At 39.1% G+C, this 16,620-nt stretch carries 22 protein-coding genes; 8 read left to right on the top strand and 14 right to left on the bottom strand.

Annotated elements, in window-relative coordinates:
- Positions 1-8: 8 nt before the first annotated feature.
- From AC1DG9_RS06155 to AC1DG9_RS06140, 4 genes are all read right to left on the bottom strand, one after another.
- A complete protein-coding gene (locus AC1DG9_RS06155) occupies positions 9-389 on the bottom strand; it encodes a BlaI/MecI/CopY family transcriptional regulator (protein ID WP_172661409.1) in 381 nt (126 codons plus the stop codon).
- A 388-nt stretch (positions 390-777) separates the two neighbouring features.
- Positions 778-1,776, bottom strand: a complete 999-nt coding sequence (locus AC1DG9_RS06150; protein WP_337717188.1) for an NADP-dependent oxidoreductase — start codon at positions 1,774-1,776, stop codon at positions 778-780.
- Position 1,777: 1 nt separating this feature from the next.
- Positions 1,778-2,545, bottom strand: a complete 768-nt coding sequence (locus AC1DG9_RS06145) for an SDR family oxidoreductase (RefSeq protein ID WP_288882171.1) — start codon at positions 2,543-2,545, stop codon at positions 1,778-1,780.
- Positions 2,546-2,573: 28 nt separating this feature from the next.
- Complete coding sequence (locus AC1DG9_RS06140; protein WP_172661411.1) at positions 2,574-3,305, bottom strand: SDR family oxidoreductase; 732 nt, start codon at positions 3,303-3,305, stop codon at positions 2,574-2,576.
- Between the two features lie 96 nt (positions 3,306-3,401).
- On the opposite strand from AC1DG9_RS06140, the gene AC1DG9_RS06135 reads away from it, so the two are divergent.
- Complete coding sequence (locus AC1DG9_RS06135; protein ID WP_288882166.1) at positions 3,402-3,755, top strand: winged helix-turn-helix transcriptional regulator; 354 nt, start codon at positions 3,402-3,404, stop codon at positions 3,753-3,755.
- A gap of 108 nt (positions 3,756-3,863) precedes the next feature.
- Here the strand turns inward: AC1DG9_RS06135 and AC1DG9_RS06130 are convergent, their stop codons facing one another.
- Positions 3,864-3,986, bottom strand: coding sequence for a UPF0758 domain-containing protein (locus AC1DG9_RS06130; RefSeq protein ID WP_477621741.1), 123 nt, complete (start codon positions 3,984-3,986; stop codon positions 3,864-3,866).
- 75 nt (positions 3,987-4,061) lie between these two features.
- A complete protein-coding gene (locus tag AC1DG9_RS06125; RefSeq protein ID WP_172661412.1) occupies positions 4,062-5,129 on the bottom strand; it encodes a sensor histidine kinase in 1,068 nt (355 codons plus the stop codon).
- A gap of 157 nt (positions 5,130-5,286) precedes the next feature.
- Between AC1DG9_RS06125 and AC1DG9_RS06120 the strand changes: the two genes are divergently transcribed.
- Complete coding sequence (locus AC1DG9_RS06120; protein WP_172661413.1) at positions 5,287-6,015, top strand: LytR/AlgR family response regulator transcription factor; 729 nt, start codon at positions 5,287-5,289, stop codon at positions 6,013-6,015.
- Here the strand turns inward: AC1DG9_RS06120 and AC1DG9_RS06115 are convergent.
- Positions 6,008-6,490, bottom strand: coding sequence for a lipocalin-like domain-containing protein (locus tag AC1DG9_RS06115; protein ID WP_172661414.1), 483 nt, complete (start codon positions 6,488-6,490; stop codon positions 6,008-6,010). The genes AC1DG9_RS06120 and AC1DG9_RS06115 overlap by 8 nt on opposite strands.
- A 218-nt stretch (positions 6,491-6,708) precedes the next feature.
- Here AC1DG9_RS06115 and AC1DG9_RS06110 point away from each other — a divergent pair, with 218 nt between their 5' ends.
- The 4 genes from AC1DG9_RS06110 (at position 6,709) to AC1DG9_RS06095 (ending at position 10,120) form a co-directional block, all read left to right on the top strand.
- Positions 6,709-7,698 (top strand): carboxypeptidase-like regulatory domain-containing protein, encoded by a 990-nt coding sequence (locus tag AC1DG9_RS06110; RefSeq protein ID WP_172661415.1) that lies wholly within the window; start codon positions 6,709-6,711, stop codon positions 7,696-7,698.
- Positions 7,699-7,815: 117 nt separating this feature from the next.
- Entirely contained in the window at positions 7,816-8,331 is a 516-nt protein-coding gene (locus AC1DG9_RS06105) for an outer membrane beta-barrel protein (RefSeq protein ID WP_172661416.1), read from the top strand.
- Between the two features lie 223 nt (positions 8,332-8,554).
- Complete coding sequence (locus AC1DG9_RS06100) at positions 8,555-9,352, top strand: hypothetical protein (RefSeq protein ID WP_477634408.1); 798 nt, start codon at positions 8,555-8,557, stop codon at positions 9,350-9,352.
- Positions 9,353-9,436: 84 nt separating this feature from the next.
- A complete protein-coding gene (locus AC1DG9_RS06095) occupies positions 9,437-10,120 on the top strand; it encodes a phytanoyl-CoA dioxygenase family protein (RefSeq protein ID WP_288882154.1) in 684 nt (227 codons plus the stop codon).
- Here the strand turns inward: AC1DG9_RS06095 and AC1DG9_RS06090 are convergent.
- The 7 genes from AC1DG9_RS06090 to AC1DG9_RS06060 form a co-directional block, all read right to left on the bottom strand.
- Complete coding sequence (locus AC1DG9_RS06090) at positions 10,106-10,531, bottom strand: transposase (RefSeq protein WP_288882152.1); 426 nt, start codon at positions 10,529-10,531, stop codon at positions 10,106-10,108. The genes AC1DG9_RS06095 and AC1DG9_RS06090 overlap by 15 nt on opposite strands.
- Positions 10,515-11,075 (bottom strand): ISAon1 family transposase, encoded by a 561-nt coding sequence (locus AC1DG9_RS06085; RefSeq protein WP_477621740.1) that lies wholly within the window; start codon positions 11,073-11,075, stop codon positions 10,515-10,517. Before AC1DG9_RS06085 ends, AC1DG9_RS06090 begins: the two co-directional genes overlap by 17 nt.
- A gap of 10 nt (positions 11,076-11,085) precedes the next feature.
- Positions 11,086-11,349 carry an ISAon1 family transposase N-terminal region protein gene (locus AC1DG9_RS06080; protein WP_477621739.1) on the bottom strand — a complete coding sequence of 88 codons (264 nt, stop codon included), beginning with the start codon at positions 11,347-11,349 and terminating at the stop codon, positions 11,086-11,088.
- 401 nt (positions 11,350-11,750) lie between these two features.
- Positions 11,751-12,044, bottom strand: coding sequence for a hypothetical protein (locus AC1DG9_RS06075; protein ID WP_172661419.1), 294 nt, complete (start codon positions 12,042-12,044; stop codon positions 11,751-11,753).
- A gap of 61 nt (positions 12,045-12,105) precedes the next feature.
- A complete protein-coding gene (locus tag AC1DG9_RS06070) occupies positions 12,106-12,546 on the bottom strand; it encodes an Hsp20/alpha crystallin family protein (protein WP_172661420.1) in 441 nt (146 codons plus the stop codon).
- A 272-nt stretch (positions 12,547-12,818) separates the two neighbouring features.
- Positions 12,819-13,673, bottom strand: a complete 855-nt coding sequence (locus AC1DG9_RS06065) for a hypothetical protein (RefSeq protein ID WP_172661421.1) — start codon at positions 13,671-13,673, stop codon at positions 12,819-12,821.
- On the bottom strand, positions 13,645-14,718 hold the full coding sequence (locus AC1DG9_RS06060) for a type IV toxin-antitoxin system AbiEi family antitoxin (protein WP_172661422.1): 1,074 nt from the start codon (positions 14,716-14,718) through the stop codon (positions 13,645-13,647). The genes AC1DG9_RS06065 and AC1DG9_RS06060 overlap by 29 nt, the downstream gene beginning before the upstream one ends.
- A 600-nt stretch (positions 14,719-15,318) precedes the next feature.
- On the opposite strand from AC1DG9_RS06060, the gene AC1DG9_RS06055 reads away from it, so the two are divergent.
- Both AC1DG9_RS06055 and AC1DG9_RS06050 read left to right on the top strand, forming a co-directional pair.
- Positions 15,319-15,921, top strand: a complete 603-nt coding sequence (locus AC1DG9_RS06055) for a Crp/Fnr family transcriptional regulator (protein ID WP_172661423.1) — start codon at positions 15,319-15,321, stop codon at positions 15,919-15,921.
- A 44-nt stretch (positions 15,922-15,965) separates the two neighbouring features.
- Positions 15,966-16,406, top strand: coding sequence for a DoxX family protein (locus AC1DG9_RS06050; RefSeq protein ID WP_172661424.1), 441 nt, complete (start codon positions 15,966-15,968; stop codon positions 16,404-16,406).
- Positions 16,407-16,620: the final 214 nt, after the last annotated feature.

Genomic DNA, 16,620 nt, shown 5'->3' with positions numbered 1-16,620 from the left:
ATAATGGTTTACTTTTGTTGATCCAGCTTATTCAGGATGTCCCTGATGGTCTTTAGGTCTTCAGAAGAAGCATTTTTACTGTCGAGCAGCTGCATTACCAGGTTGCCTGCAGAGCCGTCGTAAATGTGGTTCACAAACCTGTCCAGTAAATGGCTTTTGGTTTTGCTCGGATCTTCTGCAGCCCTGTAGATGTGAGTCATGTTACTTTCATCTCTGGTCAGCATCCCTTTTTCAGCCATAAGCTGCATTTGTTTTAATGTGGTAGTGTAATTTACCTCCTTGATCATCGCTAACTGGTTGTGCACAAACCTGACTGTATTTGGCCCATGTTTCCAAATGACGGTCAATATATCTAACTCTGCTTTCGAAGGTTCTATCTTAGGTTCCATAAAACAAACATACGATTAAAATCGTACGATGCAAATTTATTTAGCTTTTTTTTAGAAAACCCTTAATTAGCAGATCATGCCCTATATGCTTTTATCACCATAGTTACATTAACCATTATTATTTTTAGAATTCAGCAGCGCCATTGTATTTTTTTTGCGAGATGCACCACTGGTGCAACAAGTAAAAGATCTGATAATTGATCAATCTTTCAATTCAAAGCTGAATAAATTGAAAAAGGCGAATCATGAAGCTTTTTATTATTGGATTAAAATAAAAGGCCTTCCATTACCATGTTTATTGTACCGGTTATTAGCAAGTAGCTTGATAAGCAATTGTAATTGGTTTGAACCTGAGGGAGCCTGGCTGTGCTGTTCATCATTTGTGGCTTTACTTCATTTTAACCACAACTTTTCCCTTGGCACGTCCACGCTCTACATATTCCAAAGCCTCATTAGTCTGCTCAAATGGAAATACTTTATCTACTACAGGCCTAATCACCTGCTGTTCAATTAGATCCGAAATCTCTCTCAATTGCTTTCCATCTGCCTTCATAAACAGAAACGAATAATCTACACCTAACTTCTTTGCTTTTCTGCGGATACCAGAACTGAGTAGCGACAGGAGAACCTTCACAAACCATGGCGTTCCAATTGCTTTAGCAAAGTCAGATGTTGGCGGGCCAGAGATGGAGATCGCCTTTCCTCCTGGTTTCAATATTGTTAGTGATTTTTCAAGTGTTTGATTGTCTTGGCTGTTTAACACGACATCATAATCTTTCAGGATGGCTTCAAAATCTTGTTTCTTGTAATCAATTAGCACATCCGCTCCTAGGTCTTTCAGCATTCCAAAGCTCTTTTCACTTGCAGTTGTAGCAACGGTTGCCCCCAAATGTTTAGCCAGTTGTATCGCAACTGTACCTACCCCTCCTGAGCCTGCCTGGATAAAAACTTTCTGTCCTTTTTTGAGATTTGCTTTTTCCACCAAGGCTTGCCATGCAGTAAGTGCAACCAAAGGAACAGAGGCAGCTTCTTCCATAGAAAGGTTTTTTGGCTTTAAGGCTACGTCCCTTTCATTAATCGAAATAAATTCTGCAAATGTACCGATTGCGAAATCCGAAGGGCGTGAATACACCTCATCTCCTATTTTAAAATACTTTACATTTTTTCCAACCTGGATAATCACACCCGCCACATCATGCCCTAAAATAAGCGGCATTTTGTAAGGCAGTATCAATTTAAACTCTCCAGTCTTAATTTTCTTATCCAAAAGATTTACGCTTGCTGCATAAATCTCCAACAGAACCTCATTATCACCAACTTCTGGTGTTGGAACATCTGCAAGCTGAAGACCATGTTTGGTATATTTGTTAATGATAAAAGCTTTCATTTTAATTTTTTAAAAGATGATGGTTCTTTTTCGGATTAATTATGTTAAAAGCAATTTTAGGCAAAATCCTATTAACCAGATTAAAAATTTTTGCGTCGCCCACGCGAATAGTATATTGGTTTTTTGATAGACCTTTGATCAGCCCCTTAACCATTTCTTCAGTCGATATTTTTTTATCATTTCTATCTGCGGTCATTTCCGTCGCTACAAGTGGTGGGATCAATTCAAATACTTTCACTTTACTCCCAATGATCCTTAAGTGTTCACGAAGTGATATTGTATAGAAAGCCAGTGCTGTTTTTGACGAAGAATAGGTAGCTTCAATTAGGGAGGGAGCCTGACTCAGAATTGATGTGGTATTGATTATTGCAGCTTCATTTCTGGATTTGAGCATATCGAGAAATAGATTGTTTAGCCTTAACACACCCAGGTAATTAACTTCCATTTCGTATCCAGCGCCTTCAATATGTTTCTCATTTGCAACTCCTAAATTTGATGGTGGAACCAGGACCGCGGCATTATTGTACAGGATATCTATACCGCCCAATTCTTTCACTTTATTAAAAAGAGATTGCGCATCTGCCTTATTTCCTGCATCACTTTGTATGGCTGTTATAGCAGGGTATTTATTTTTAGCAGCATCTAGTTTTACCTGATTTCTTCCTGTAATGATAACGTTCGCGCCAATTGATAAAAACTGTTTAACTGCTTCTAGCCCTATCCCTGATGCCCCACCTGTTACCAGTACAGTTTTTCCTTTTAAGTTCATATTGATTAAGTTTTATAAGACAAAAGAATTAATGGTTTACCTCTTCTTTGATTAGATTTGCCAAGGCGTGCATTTTTTTACTGTCTCCAACCGGAACTTCGAATTGATTTTTTTCCAAGGCTGTAAACAGCTCATCGGCGACCTCTGATGGCGGAATGCCGTTAGCTCCACCAATCTCTGCCGAAAAATCAGTGTTAACCAAAGGAGGATAAAGTTCAAATACATTTAGACGGTCATTTTCAGAAAATGTATCTCTCAATCCCTGGGTGTAACTGTGGAGCGCTGCTTTGCTCGCAGAATAGGTTGGCAAGTACTTATTTGGCCTAAATACAGCTATTGAAGATACGTTTACAATAGCCGCTTCTGTTTGCTGCAAAAGTAATGGTAATATTAAAGCTGTAAAATCTATAACACTAATATAATTCGTGTTGATTTCCTGATACGCTTTTTCTGCAGCATTATTTTTTTGGCCGCTTAAATCATTTATAAAGGCAGCTCCAGCATTGTTTATGATTATATTTAATTCCGGATGGTTATTTCTTAACTCTTCTACAATCTTAATCCTCTCCAATGAGATAGATAAATCTCCCTGTATGGCAACTGCTGTTTTATCTAACTCTTTTAAGGCATTTTGAAGACGTTCTTCACTACGCCCATTGATAATAACTTTATTTCCTGCTGCACTCAATTTTTTAGCGATAGCCAAACCAATACCCGCGCTTCCACCGCTGATGAATATTGTATTTCCGGTTGTTTTCATTGCATCTCTGATATAATTGTTTAAATTTACTTGCGTTTTGCAAGTACAAATATACAAACAACTTTCATTTTGCAAGTGATTATATAAATTATTTTTATGGTGGATATAAAAAAGAGGTCTGAATGCCCTATAAGTAGCTCTCTAGATATTTGGGGAGACAAATGGTCATTGCTGATCGTTAGAGATCTTATGTTCTTTAAACAATGTACTTACGGCGACTTTTTAAAATCGGAGGAAAAAATAGCCACTAATATTTTGGCCTCCAGATTACAAACGCTGGAAATAAATGGCATAATTACCAAACAGAATCATCCTGAAAGCAAGGCAAAAGTTTTATATAAACTAACTCAAAAAGGGATTGATTTGCTCCCGCTGATGATTGAAATAAACTTATGGGCAGATAAATATTTTACGTTACCAGCAGAAAGAAAAGAAGTGCTCGAAGATTAAAGCAAAATATTTTGATCAAGTTACCCTTGATCAATTTTCAAGGCAAGACTTTGCGAAAAAAAATACAACCCGAGCGCAGCGAGTGTGGAGATTTTTTTTCAGCAAACCCTAAAGGGGCTTGGTCTTGACGGAAGCGCCCGAACCTATCAGCAGTGCCAGAAGTTCCCCATCAGACAAAGCATAAGCCCCACGGGCAAGAAACTTCTCCCTCGGCCGAAGTTCAGATTCCATACCCTTAATCCTCTTTTGTTGTTGAATTCTGGCCTCACGTAATTCATGTACATCAACCTCCTTTCTCGGCATTTACTAAATCAAACTGGTACGGCTGCCCTTCGTGAAAGGGATAGCAAAGGATACTGCAACTCCACCTTCTTTATCTATCTCGATCCGTAGTTCTTCACCGAATTGATTCCTCAGACGTTTGGCTGTATTGTTTAGACCTATTCCGTCACAGGCAAACATCTCCTCGACAGTTCCCCTGTAGGGTATTCCGGTATTATGGATATAGAAATGTGATGCCTTTTCATTAGTGTGGCATTTGATGTATATCCTACCGCCATCAATGGCTGGCTCAATCCCGTGTTCTATGGCATTTTCCACAAGCGGTTGAAGCAACATGGGAGGAATCATTGCTTGACCATCGCAGGAGCGGACATCAATTTCAAAATCAAGTCTGCTACCAAAACGGCTTTGCTCCAACAACAGATAGGACTTTACAAATTCGATTTCCTGCCACAGTAGAACGAGCTCTTCCTGCGTAGAACGCAATGCATAACGGAAGGTGTCGGCAAGTTCGGCAATCAGTACACGGGTGTGCTCATTCTCCGCGGGCACCGATGCGCTGATGCTGTTTAGGGTATTGAAAAGAAAGTGGGGCTGTATCTGAGCCTTGAGGCTCTCGATCTCTGCCTTGTGGGCAAGTTCACGCAGTTCACGTTCCCTGTGCTGTTGAATTTCCCGCTCCCGAAAGAAAAGATCAATGTGAAGCGAACTGAATACCTGGATGTAGAAAAGGAGATTGGGCCCGATATTTTGGAGCATTTGCTGGCTGGTCATCACCGGTAGGCCTGCAAACTTGTTGTACCACCGATAAAGGACAATCCAGATGATATAGTATATAACGCCGGTAAAAAAATGCAGGGCGAACCGTTTCTTCATAGGAAAGCGGGTCCACTTCCGGAAATGGAGCCACCAGACTGGAAAACATGCGATGGCCATTATCGAACAATCAACCAGCAGCTCCCTGATAAATGGTTTGGAAATGCCTTGAGAAAACAGCCGCGGGGTAGCATACAGGATACTCATCAAAATCAGGCAGAAAAGAAAAAGCAAAATTTCCCTTTTCGCATTTCCCATATGTTTATGCTTTGTCATTATCAGTAAGTTTAACCTGAGTTGAATTTATGTGTTTTTTTAATTATACTATTTTTTCTTTTACCGCTCAAGCTGGTAATTCGACCAGCTTATATGTCGTTTGTCCGAAAAATTCCACAGAAGTTTCTTTCTCGCTATATTGCAGTAAAAAGATACCATGGCAAAAATGTCCGTTTTGATCATCGATGATGAAGAACCTGGGAGGATACTGGTACGACAATATCTTGACTCTTATGCTGAATATTTTGTCGCCGGCGAATGTGCAAACGGCCTGGAAGCCATCTCTCTGATCGACAGGCTCGAACCTGACCTTATTTTTCTGGATATACAGATGCCCGGCGCTAACGGATTCGAAGTGCTACAGCGGATCGGGCATGTCCCAAGGGTAATCTTTACGACAGCCTATGACAACTATGCTATTCAGGCCTTTGAAACAAATGCTACAGACTATCTCCTGAAGCCCTATACCAAGGGTAGGTTTGAAAAAACCATGGCGAAACTTCAGAACCAACCTTCACAGCTGCCATTTGCCGTTGCTGATTCTTATCGGGGGAGAACAAGCTTTCCCGAACGGATCCTGGTAGAGTGCAAGAAGCGCTTCCGTAACATCCAGGTAAATGAGATCATTTTTCTCAGGGCCTTTGGGGACTATACCGAAATACATAGCGAAACTGACATGTATATTAGTTCAACAGGCATCACCGTGCTTACTGCAAAATTAAACCCGGAAAAATTTCTCCGGATCCACCGTTCTACTGCGATCAACGTACAACACATTGCAGAGCTCTATCGGGACATCGGTAAAACATTTATCGTTATGAATAACGGCACCGAATTGACTGTGGGCAGAAATTACCTGCCCACAATAAAGGACCTGATCATTTAAGATGGTATTCGGCTGTTAGCTTGTGATCTATTCCGTCGGTGCTTGTGAACCGATGTTCCAAAACCAGCTTTTTTGAACTGGACTCCAATACTTTAGCCTCGTCCTTCTTGCCATCGCTGTGAAATATGATCTTCGCATTATTTCCTGCCAAAGTCCAGGTCCCATCCTCTTTTTGGTCTGCTTCTTCTTCATCACATCTTTTCTTTTCGGCAAACCGGATTACCACGCCATCGCGACGAAGAAGTAAGAGGTCGTCCTGATCACAAGGCTCCAGCAATGCAAAGATGTCAGTGTCCTGTTTTCCATCAAGGTCCCAGTCAACACTTGGGCTGACCGTAAATTTCTGCATTTGCCACTTCTTATCTATAAAAGACGTCTGAGTTTCCTTCTCCCCTCCAGCAACATGGCATGCTCCGATCAGGATAGCCATCGGGCTTAACATAAGCATGATGGCCGGTAGTCTAATAAATTTCATATCTGTTTTTATTTTCAAAGATCATAGGAAAATGCATACTAATATCAAAAATACGACGAACGGTATACTAAGGCCATGAACGGCTGTCTGAACCGTTGAGCCTTCAAATACCACTTCTTACCCAGCATTATTACGGTTCATCGAAAAGAAAACCCGGGCGTTTCCTATTCCGGTAACTTCACGGTCAACAAAAATCAAATACTTTAAAATCTCAACTTATGAAAACTTTTCTCCGAACATTTATATTGCCCGGTTGCTTATTCCTCTTTGCATGCTCAAAAGGAGTCGACGGTAAACAAGAGGAAGAAATTCCTTTCGGCCAGGACGAAGTAAGAAAACAGCTTTCCTTCTCGGACCTGCCTGAAAGGTCTAAAACGCTCATCGTGTCTGGCACCGGTACTTATGTTAACCTGATGGAAAATCAGCGTCCAAAATTGCCTGATTTCAGATCTCTGGATAGGAACCCCAATATATTACGTGGGTTTGTGAAAGATATATTCGGCAGGCCGGTGAAAAATGCAGAGGTCGGTGTACGCTCCTCTATTGCGGGAGGATTCTATAGTTCGGCAACAGGACTGTCTGATCAGAACGGTTATTATGAAGTGAACATCCCCGTTGGCAATACAGAAATATGGGGATCTAAAGTAACCATCGAATACCAAGGCGGTCGGGCATTTGTCTCATTATTTCCTGCGGACAGTACTTTAAGTGAATTCAGATCCTCGGATGGTGCTGTGAAAAACTTTGTATTGCTGCCATATGGTAATGGCCGTCCCGATGAAATTGCCAAGGCCCCTCAGTGGCCAACAAGTTATGTGGGAGGATCGATACATCTTTCTTATAATCTGCGGACAGAAACCCTTCCCTTACCAGGCAGTTTCCCTATCGGGTCGGTCATTGTGGTCAAACTCATGCCGGTTGATCTGGTCCATGCAGAAGAAAGGATTACGTTCATCATAAAAAAAGAAGTCCTTAACAACAGTCTCTACATCAACAATATTCCATTAGGCAAGTATAACCTGGAGCTTTCCCTTTCTGATGGCAGAACGATCCTTATTCAGGAAGGAATCAATTTGAAACAGGAATTCGGACTCAGCCCCAAACAGGCTGAAGGAAAAGCTGCGCTGACATTCATCCCCGGTGATCCGGAATGTTTGACCTGGTTTGGAAATTGGAAAGAAGTTCCATTGAACATTGAATTAAAATAAACGGAAACAACATTCGCAATAGGAATTCGCTTATGCATGCAGTAGTCTTGCCTCGGTGAGACAGTGCAGCGTACGAAAATATAACTAAAAATGATAATTAAAATAGAGAAAACAAGAATGAAAATTACAAGAAAATTAACACTAGCAATTGCGCTAACTGTATTAGGAGCATCATCAGCATCTGCTCAAACTTATAAAAAGGGAGACAAATTGGTAAATGCAGGACTGGGTATTGGTGGCGGTTTTGGAATTCCAATTGGTGTAAGCTACGAGCATGGCTTTACAGATAGAATTAGTGGAGGTGGTTATTTGGGTTACGCGGGTAAAAACGAGTCGTTTGGTGACTCGGGCAAGTGGAAATATACTTATGTGCTGGCTGCAGCAAGAGTTTCATATCATTTTAGGATTAAAGATGAAAAATTTGACCCTTATTTAGGCGCAATTTTGGGTTATAACATAGCTTCGGTAAAATGGCAAGGTGAGGAAGCAGCGCCAGCATCTGCTTCTGCAGGAGAGGTCATTTTTGGCGGACATCTTGGGGCCAGATATTGGTTGGCAGAAAAAATTGGCATCTTCGGCGAATTAGGTTATGGCGTAGGCCTGTTGAATTTAGGTGTAGCTTTTAAACTATAAAGGGATTCCGGTATTATCAATTAAAAAGGCCTTATACGCCTATCCCTTTATAATAAAGCTATAGGCGTATAAGACTAAAAGAAAAAATTTCAGCACGGGAAATTTTTATAAGCAACGAATATTCGCCATGTAGTTCGACCGCTGATTTAAGTTGTTTAACGATGTTTTAAGGGGTTCGAATATTTTTTTTATAACGAACACATTTAGAGGCTATTTTCACAAAATGAATAAGATAAATTTTTATATTGGATTAATAACAATCATGTTATTTGGTTTAGCAAGTTGTAAGAAAGGGGAAAAGAATATTCTTAAAGAAGAAGAACTTCCTTTTACCAATATTGGTAGTGTTAACAATTTGCCGGGTTTTGGCAATGATGATGATAAGCCTGAAGGTATTCCATTTGAACTGCCAACAGGACTAAGGTTTGTATCAAGGCCCGACCATCCATTTGACCCAGATTTAAGGAAACTACATGGCAACATGAATACCTTTTATGTTGATGTAAATATTGAGAGAGATAGTACCTGGAAGGAAGACAAACTTCTAACATTTCCCCCTGGTTTGGTAATGCTTAATGTATCACCTAGCAGAATTCAAAATGGGATGTTAATGGGTAGGGTAAGAATTAACGTACCACCTAACGGGAGAGGGCCAGGAGGTAAAAAGGACACTATAACTGTATATTTAGGTGTTGCGTGTATGAATTCTTCTAAAGGTTTACCCTGGGAGGATAATCAAGAACCAGACACCCGTAATTATGTTATTGGAAAGGGTACTCACACCCCGTATGTAGYTGTCACCAATGCCGAAGTTTTAAAGTTTTTGTCATTATTGGAAGATAAACCCCATTTGAATCTTACAAGGCATCAAAATCCTTTGGATGTTTATGATCCTGACTATGTAGAACCAGAATGGATGAAACCCTACAATACCATACAAACGATGTTCTGGAAAATAACCGATGGACAAGGATTGACCGAGGCAGACCTTAGGGAACTTCTTGAAGCAGTTAAAGGATAGTTATCAAAGTACCAGAGATCTGGATTTTGTYGGTGCGCTCATTCATACGCTACAAAGTAATCTGAATATGGGTAGATTTGTCTCATGTTGATCCCAGATAACAAGCTAATTAGCGATGGTTATATAATTTTAGAAAAGTACCTCAAAGACAATGAGTGTATACAAATGATAACATCGCTTAAAAAGCTAGGTGTGTTTGACTATACACATGAGGCAAGTGCAGGTAACCTGCTTTGTACGTCACCTGAGTTGTACAATTTTGCTGAACAAACTGCTAGACAATTGCTTGGTGAAGGGGGAATGCAACTAAGCCCTATCAAAGCATTTATCCTGGACAAGAGTATTGAAAATAACTGGTATATACCATGGCATCAGGATTTAAAAATTGCTGTAAAGCAGATTTTACAGGTGGAGGGTTATACGAACTGGACATTAGAAGCAGGCATCCCACATACAGAACCTCCCTTAAATATATTGGAAGGAATAACAACATTGAGAGTTCATCTGGACAATTGTACAAAACGAAATGGTGCTATCTATATTCTGCCTAAAACGCATAACCGTGGCAAACTTACTTCCAGCCAGATAGAAGAAGCAGTGACCAATGAAACCGCCTTATGTTGTGAAGTACAACAAGGAGGGGTTATGATCTTTAAGCCACTTCTGTTGCACAATTCCCCTCTTTCCCAACAGGAAATGCCCAGAAGAATTTTGCAAATTGAATATGTCAAAAAAGAGCTGCTTAGCCCACTATTAGAATGGCATTAGCAATAAAGCATATAGCTGAGTTAGCCTGTACAGAAAGAATTCTACATTTTTAACACCTCTGAATAGATTTCTAAAAGCCTTTATTTTTGCATTAAAAGATTCCGCCGAGGCATTGGTTGATCTGTTATCAAAGTAATTCAATATAGTCTGATAATGGTTTTGTATAGACCTGGCAATTGTATTGAAAGCTTTAAATCCAGTTTGTCTTACTTTTTCATGCCATTTGGCCAGATTAGCTAGTCCAAAGACCTTATCTTTTGTATTTTCAAAGATCCGACTAAGTCCCATACTGAGTCCGCAGGCTGTTCTAAGATCAGGAAATCTTCCAAATAAGAGCTCTGCGCGATCCTTTTGGCTATCTGTCCAGTCTGAAGGCTTTTTATACAGCACATATCTACTGCGGGCCAGCAATTGCTTGATGGTATCTCCATTGTGAAGTACTTCCGCTTGAAATGGACGACCAGTCTTTTGATTGTTCTATGGCTTCATTTTCTACATCCATAGCTTCCCACCTGTATTTGACCCGCATCTCTTGCAGTGCCTCCGTAGCCAGCTTCTGTACATGAAACCGGTCAGTCACTCTGGTTGCCTGCGGAAAACAACGTTTGCAGATTAATTCCATATTACCTGCCATATCCAGGGTAACCTCAGCCACTTTTTTCCTTGCTCTTTCCGAAATCCTTTGCAGTACTGAAATGACAGTTTGCGCTTTGGTACCTGCTACAATGGCAACAATGGCTCCTTTCTTACCCTTTGCGGCTTTGTTGGTAAGGATGGTGTAAAGTTCACCATGGGACAGGCTGCTCTCGTCGATGGAAAGCTGTTCACCGAGGTTTTCTGGATATAACAGCCATTTCTTTGCATGTGATTTCTGGTGCCAGCTTTTAAAATCACTTAGATAATCACGATATTGACGGAGCAGATTTTTTGCCTTTACTGCATAGAATGAACTGATAGCATCAACACTATTCGGGGCTGTATCGATTGATTTCTTTTAAAAAAGCCGCGAATTCCCCTGTCATTCGCGTTCCCTTTTCTACTAAAGTCCAAGTCCGGTAAATCAAAGTAGAGGTCTCTGTATTGAGCCATCGGCGGCGTCGGATATGAAAAAACACCTTATGCCCCCGGATAGGAAAGTCCTGGATCACAATCTGAGGAAAAAAACCTTTGGACAAAACTTTAATCCCATCCCATTCCGATGGAGGAGTATTGACTTCTTCAAGTTCGATACTCCTTTGAATTCAAAATTCTCTAGTATAAAATCCGGCAGAAATAATCTGAGCAATGAGGCAGTAGCTGAGCTGATCTATCAAATTAACACTAAATTAGTGGATAAAAAAAAGAGATTGAAAGTTTCGAAAAACGATCAATCTCCTTGCGTACTCCAAAATTCTTATTTAACGAACTGCTTCAAAGGCATGAAGAACATGAGGGACATTTATAAAATTCAAGACTAATAATACGAAAGCATCTTAAAATGACTATAAAATTAAAGTTCACTTAAAGTGTACTCGTCGAAAACCTTTGTCACACAGCTTCTTGAAGGATATGGAACGTTTAACCAACATTGCGGGTGGTTCTGTTTCAGATCCCCTTAGTAGGGACTGTAAGAAAAAATACCAGCAAGTCATCAGATTTCTTTCTCCAAATTGAGTTCTTTAAAGATTTCTTTGGTAATTATTTTTGTATTAAAAGCCAGATGCTCCCAATTACAATGCAAAATAGATATTGGATAGGGAATGCCCATTTGCCTCTTGGTCAAATCCATGCTAATTACCGAATTTGCCTTTATTTCCCTTTCTCCCTGCATCAAATTAAAAAGCCCTCTGGCGAATTTTTCATTAGACCCTAAATAGAAGCTCGCATAAGTCTCTAAGCCCTTAATGGTCTTCATATTTAATGAAATTTCAAATGAAGTTTCCATAACAATAGATTAAAAAAAGAGCTACCATCTAGGTAGCTCTCGAAATTCATCTTTGAAGAAATTATTTAATTTCTATCTGACGGCTTACTGTTTTTGCTTCTTCTCTTTTTGGAATATTGATCGCTAAAACACCATCAGTATAACTTGCCTGAATGCCGTTTTCATCGGCACTTTCAGGTAAGGTGAAAGAACGGACAAAAGAACTATAGCTGTACTCACGTTTGGCGTAATTCCTTTCCTCTTGTTTGTCGTCTGTTCGTTGCTCCACAGAAATACTCAATACATTCCTTTCAAGGTTGAGCTTGAAGTCTTCTTTTTTAAGTCCCGGAGCCGCCAATTCAACATGATAATGATCGGCACTTTCACTGATGTTTGCAGCGGGCACGCGGGTTACCATGCGATCCGCAAAGAAAGTGTCATTGAAGATGGAATCAAAAACATCATTAAAGCTTGGCATTAATGAATTTCTCTTGTTTTCTGGATTAAATTTAACCAATGTCATGGGTTTTCCTCCTTAATTGATTTAATGATTAAAACTTATAATTAATTAAACTCTTTGAACTTTCGTTCGCCCATAATAATACAACATAAATGCCAAATGGATTTTTGATTAATGAGGCTGAAAAAATTACAAGATCACTGAAAAATATTCAGTTTTTAACTGTCAAAAATTCCTAAATCAACTGAGATTTATAACCAAAATATGTTCTATTTATGTCTTGCCAGCAAACTAGTTGGGGAGTTAACCTATATATTTGTTTTAGAACCGGGGAGCTAATCGTGAAGGTCTCTGATGCCTTTCAGTAATTCCTGTAATGCTTTATATGCCCTGTTATAATCAAAGCCGCCTCCTGCTGACAAGGATCTGGCTAGATATGAATGCTCTTCATCCTCTAATTCGTTTTCTATGATCAGAATAGTTTTTTGGATCGCTTTAGGATTGTTCTTTAACAATTTGGCAATATCTCTACCTAAAATTCTCGCACAAGAGGTGATAATGTCCCAGTCTTCGCCATTAACGATGTCTTCATGTTCATCATATAGTACTTCATATTTGAGCTCTATGTAGTTAGCTAGAATAAATCCCTGATCCCTTCCGTCTTTGTCATCTTTGTATTTTCTGTCGTTCCAGGCATATATCTTCATGAAATAGATGGCATGGATTGGCGCCACAGAGAAAGTTAAATCTTCTTCATCTATTTTGAAAGTGATAGTTTCCTCACGAACCTCCATGAATCCGGCAACATTCATGGACCGCATAAAGTCAGGTGGCCAGTCATATTCTCCTTCTTCATTTTGGATTTCGCCAAATGGAACAATATCTATTTCACAAATTTCTTTGTAAATCAGTTTATGTGTCACTTTTGTCGCCGTAAATAATCCCGATTTAAGTAATTTATCCAGCACTGATTGATAGACTCCCCACTCAGGTACGTATAACGCGAAATCCACATCTAGCGTTTTTGGCCCCGCACCCAGATGATACTGCCCATCTAATATTAAATCTCTTGCTGTTGCTCCGATCAACATAAAATCATATGCCTGATCTCCAAGAATTTCCTGGATATCTCTTATCACTTCTTTTAATTGATCCGGAATTTTATCTGTCGGTAAATTGTATGTACTCATCAAAGATCTTTTGTGCGGTTTCTACTTTTCTACTGTCGTTGGACGTTATTAGGTCTGCATACGCCAGTATAGGAGGTACGGCATTTTTTCCGTCTATAACTTTTGTAAATTGATAAAATTCATCACTCCAGAACTGTTTTAGCACCTCGATTTCATCTTTATCGTTGGCCTTTATCAATTTGAATGCTGACATCCATTTTTTATCGTCATCCTCCACAAATAAAGTTATTTTTTGTGGACTTAAATAGTTAGTATAAATGTTGCCAGCAGCTTCGCCTCCCCAAGCCGCTTTCATCTCAGTAAGGTCGATCTTTTTAAAGTCTTGTGACAGCTTATAAAATTTTGAATAGTAATTGCCAATCAGGAGCTTAGGCTTTAGCTGTTCCTTATATGCTATAGCCCATCTGTCTAGCAATTCCTTTTTATGATTTAATATCTTTTTGTTTCGCTGGCCTAAATGCACATATTTTGTGTTCAGCAATTCGTTCAAAATAACAGTAATAGAAGCCATTGATACATTGACCGCTCCCGCCATTTGTCGATAAGGTAAATTAATGAAATCTGGATCATTCAGAATTCCAAACAACAGTTTTACTCCCGTTTCTGTAAAGATCCGATTTGTTTTGTCTTTTGGAACGGCTGTTGCACCTTTTTGCCCTAAGTGCACAAGAAATATCTCTTCATCTACAATATAAAAGTTCCCTAGGCTGTCCATGTAATTTATTCCTGCATTCACCAGCTCATCACCAATGTTAGGGTAAATAACTGGTGCCATGACCAGCAACTTCCGTGAGTCTTTTCTGAAAAGCTTTAGAAAGGAAATGGTGTTATGTGATGCCTTAGATAAGTTTATTAAGTTGTATTCTCTTTTTTCTTTGTTGAAGAGTATCGTTATAATTCCTGAATGTTTATCCTCATCGAACTCTATTTTTTTTAGACTTAGACGTTCGGCCATACTTTCAGGCAGTTTAGCTGTAGCCTCTTCCCATAGTTTAAATGCATCCATCGTTCTTATTTTATCAATATTTACTGTCAGTAAAAACATAAATATAGTGAACAAATTTGAATTAGCAAATTGTATTGCGAGAGGTTCCGATTAATATTTGATTTCGTACAGAAATATCTCTAATTGCGTTTCATTGCAAAATTCTGAAGTACATCTACGAAGACTTCTTTCATAAAACTGTCGGCCGGAAAAGCGGATATTTCTGTATCTTTACAATAACCTGATCAGGACAATCAGGGTTTTTATTTCCTGCTGTTCCGCAAATATTCCGCAAGAAATTAAGAACGACTCGTAAACATTTGAAAAACTGACACTTACGACATTGAGCAAATGGCCTGAAAATCCATGTGTCGCCGGTTCGATCCCGGCGCATACCACTACTTAGAAAAGCTCAATTTCGCTATGAAATTGAGCTTTTCCGCTTTTAAACACATATTTCCGCGCTAATTTCAATGTCAATCTATTCGGACTTAGTTTATGAGTTAAAGCAGGTCTATTCTTTAATTCACTGGATCTATTGCTCGAACATTAATGACGCTTAATTTCCCGAAATTTAAATATAGTTATTACATTTAATGGTGAAAAGTAATTTCACCCTTTCAAGATTTCCGCATTTCATACTTGCCTAGAAGATAAATTATGGGATTTGACTTGATCCTACAGAATATTACTAAGTATATCCCACTCGATAGAACAGAGGCTGACTTCTTTGTTTCTTTACTTCAATCAAAAACACTAAAAAAGAGAGATTATTTACTGCGCCAGGGTGATATTTGCAAGACCGAAAATTTTATCATAAAAGGATGTTTCCGCGTTTACAGTATAGATGAAAATGGTGTTGAACACATTGTGATGTTCGGAATAGAGAGCTGGTGGATAAGTGATCTGTACAGTTTTTTAACACAAGCCCCTGCCGATTATTTTATTGAAGCTTTAGAAGACAGTGAAATTCTGCAAATCACAAGAGAAAATTTAGAGCGGTTGTATGAGAAGGTACCGAAATTTGAACGCTTCTTTCGGATTATTCTTCAAAATGCTTTTATAACCCAACAAAACAGGATCAAACAAAACCTTTCCAGCTCCGCTGAGGAAAGATATTTGTATTTCATAGAAAGATACCCTCAGATGGCCCAGCGTGTTTCTCAGAAACAGGTAGCTGCATATTTGGGCATTACTCCTGTCTTCCTGAGCATGCTTCGCAGAAAACTGGTAAAAAAAGGTAATTTTATTAAACTAGTTTAATTTTTAAAATCTAGCATTTCATTTCATTTGTAAGAAAAAACAGAATGAAGCAGATGATTTTTAAAACAGACAACGATTGGACAGGACTAATCATACGTTTGACAATTGGATTGGTAATGTTTCCGCATGGGGCACAAAAAGTTTTTGGCTGGTTTGGCGGCCCAGGATTTTCTAAAGAGATGACTTTTTTTACCGAGACCTTGCATTTACCTTGGTTAATGGCTTTTCTCGTCATTTTTATTGAGTTTTTCGGTGCTATCTCGCTCATCATTGGATTTGCCACACGCCTGTGGTCAGTAGCTATGGTGATGCTTTTTATCGGTATCATTTTCACAGAACATCTGCAAAATGGGTTTTTCATGAATTGGTTCGGGAATCAAAAGGGTGAAGGGTATGAATATCATTTATTGATTATTGGTCTATCAATTACTGCATTCATAAATGGAAGTGGTAAATTTTCAATAGATAAACAAGTTACCACCTAAGTTTAAAAATGTCCAGAACCGTGTAATTCAAGGCTTTGGTAAAGATTAAAAGCTGCCCCAAGTGTTTACTTATGCAGAAAGCTTTTTAAAACCATTCTCAATTACCTTAGGCAATTGAGAAATTGCCTTTTCAGGATTGTTTAATTCTCCTGCCCAACCTCTCCAGATTACCTTTTTGGTCCTGCGATCAATCAAATCAATTATAATACTCACC

The sequence above is a fragment of the Pedobacter sp. 05L430 genome, assembly GCF_056397585.1.
This window is presented reverse-complemented; position numbering and strand designations above follow the sequence as displayed.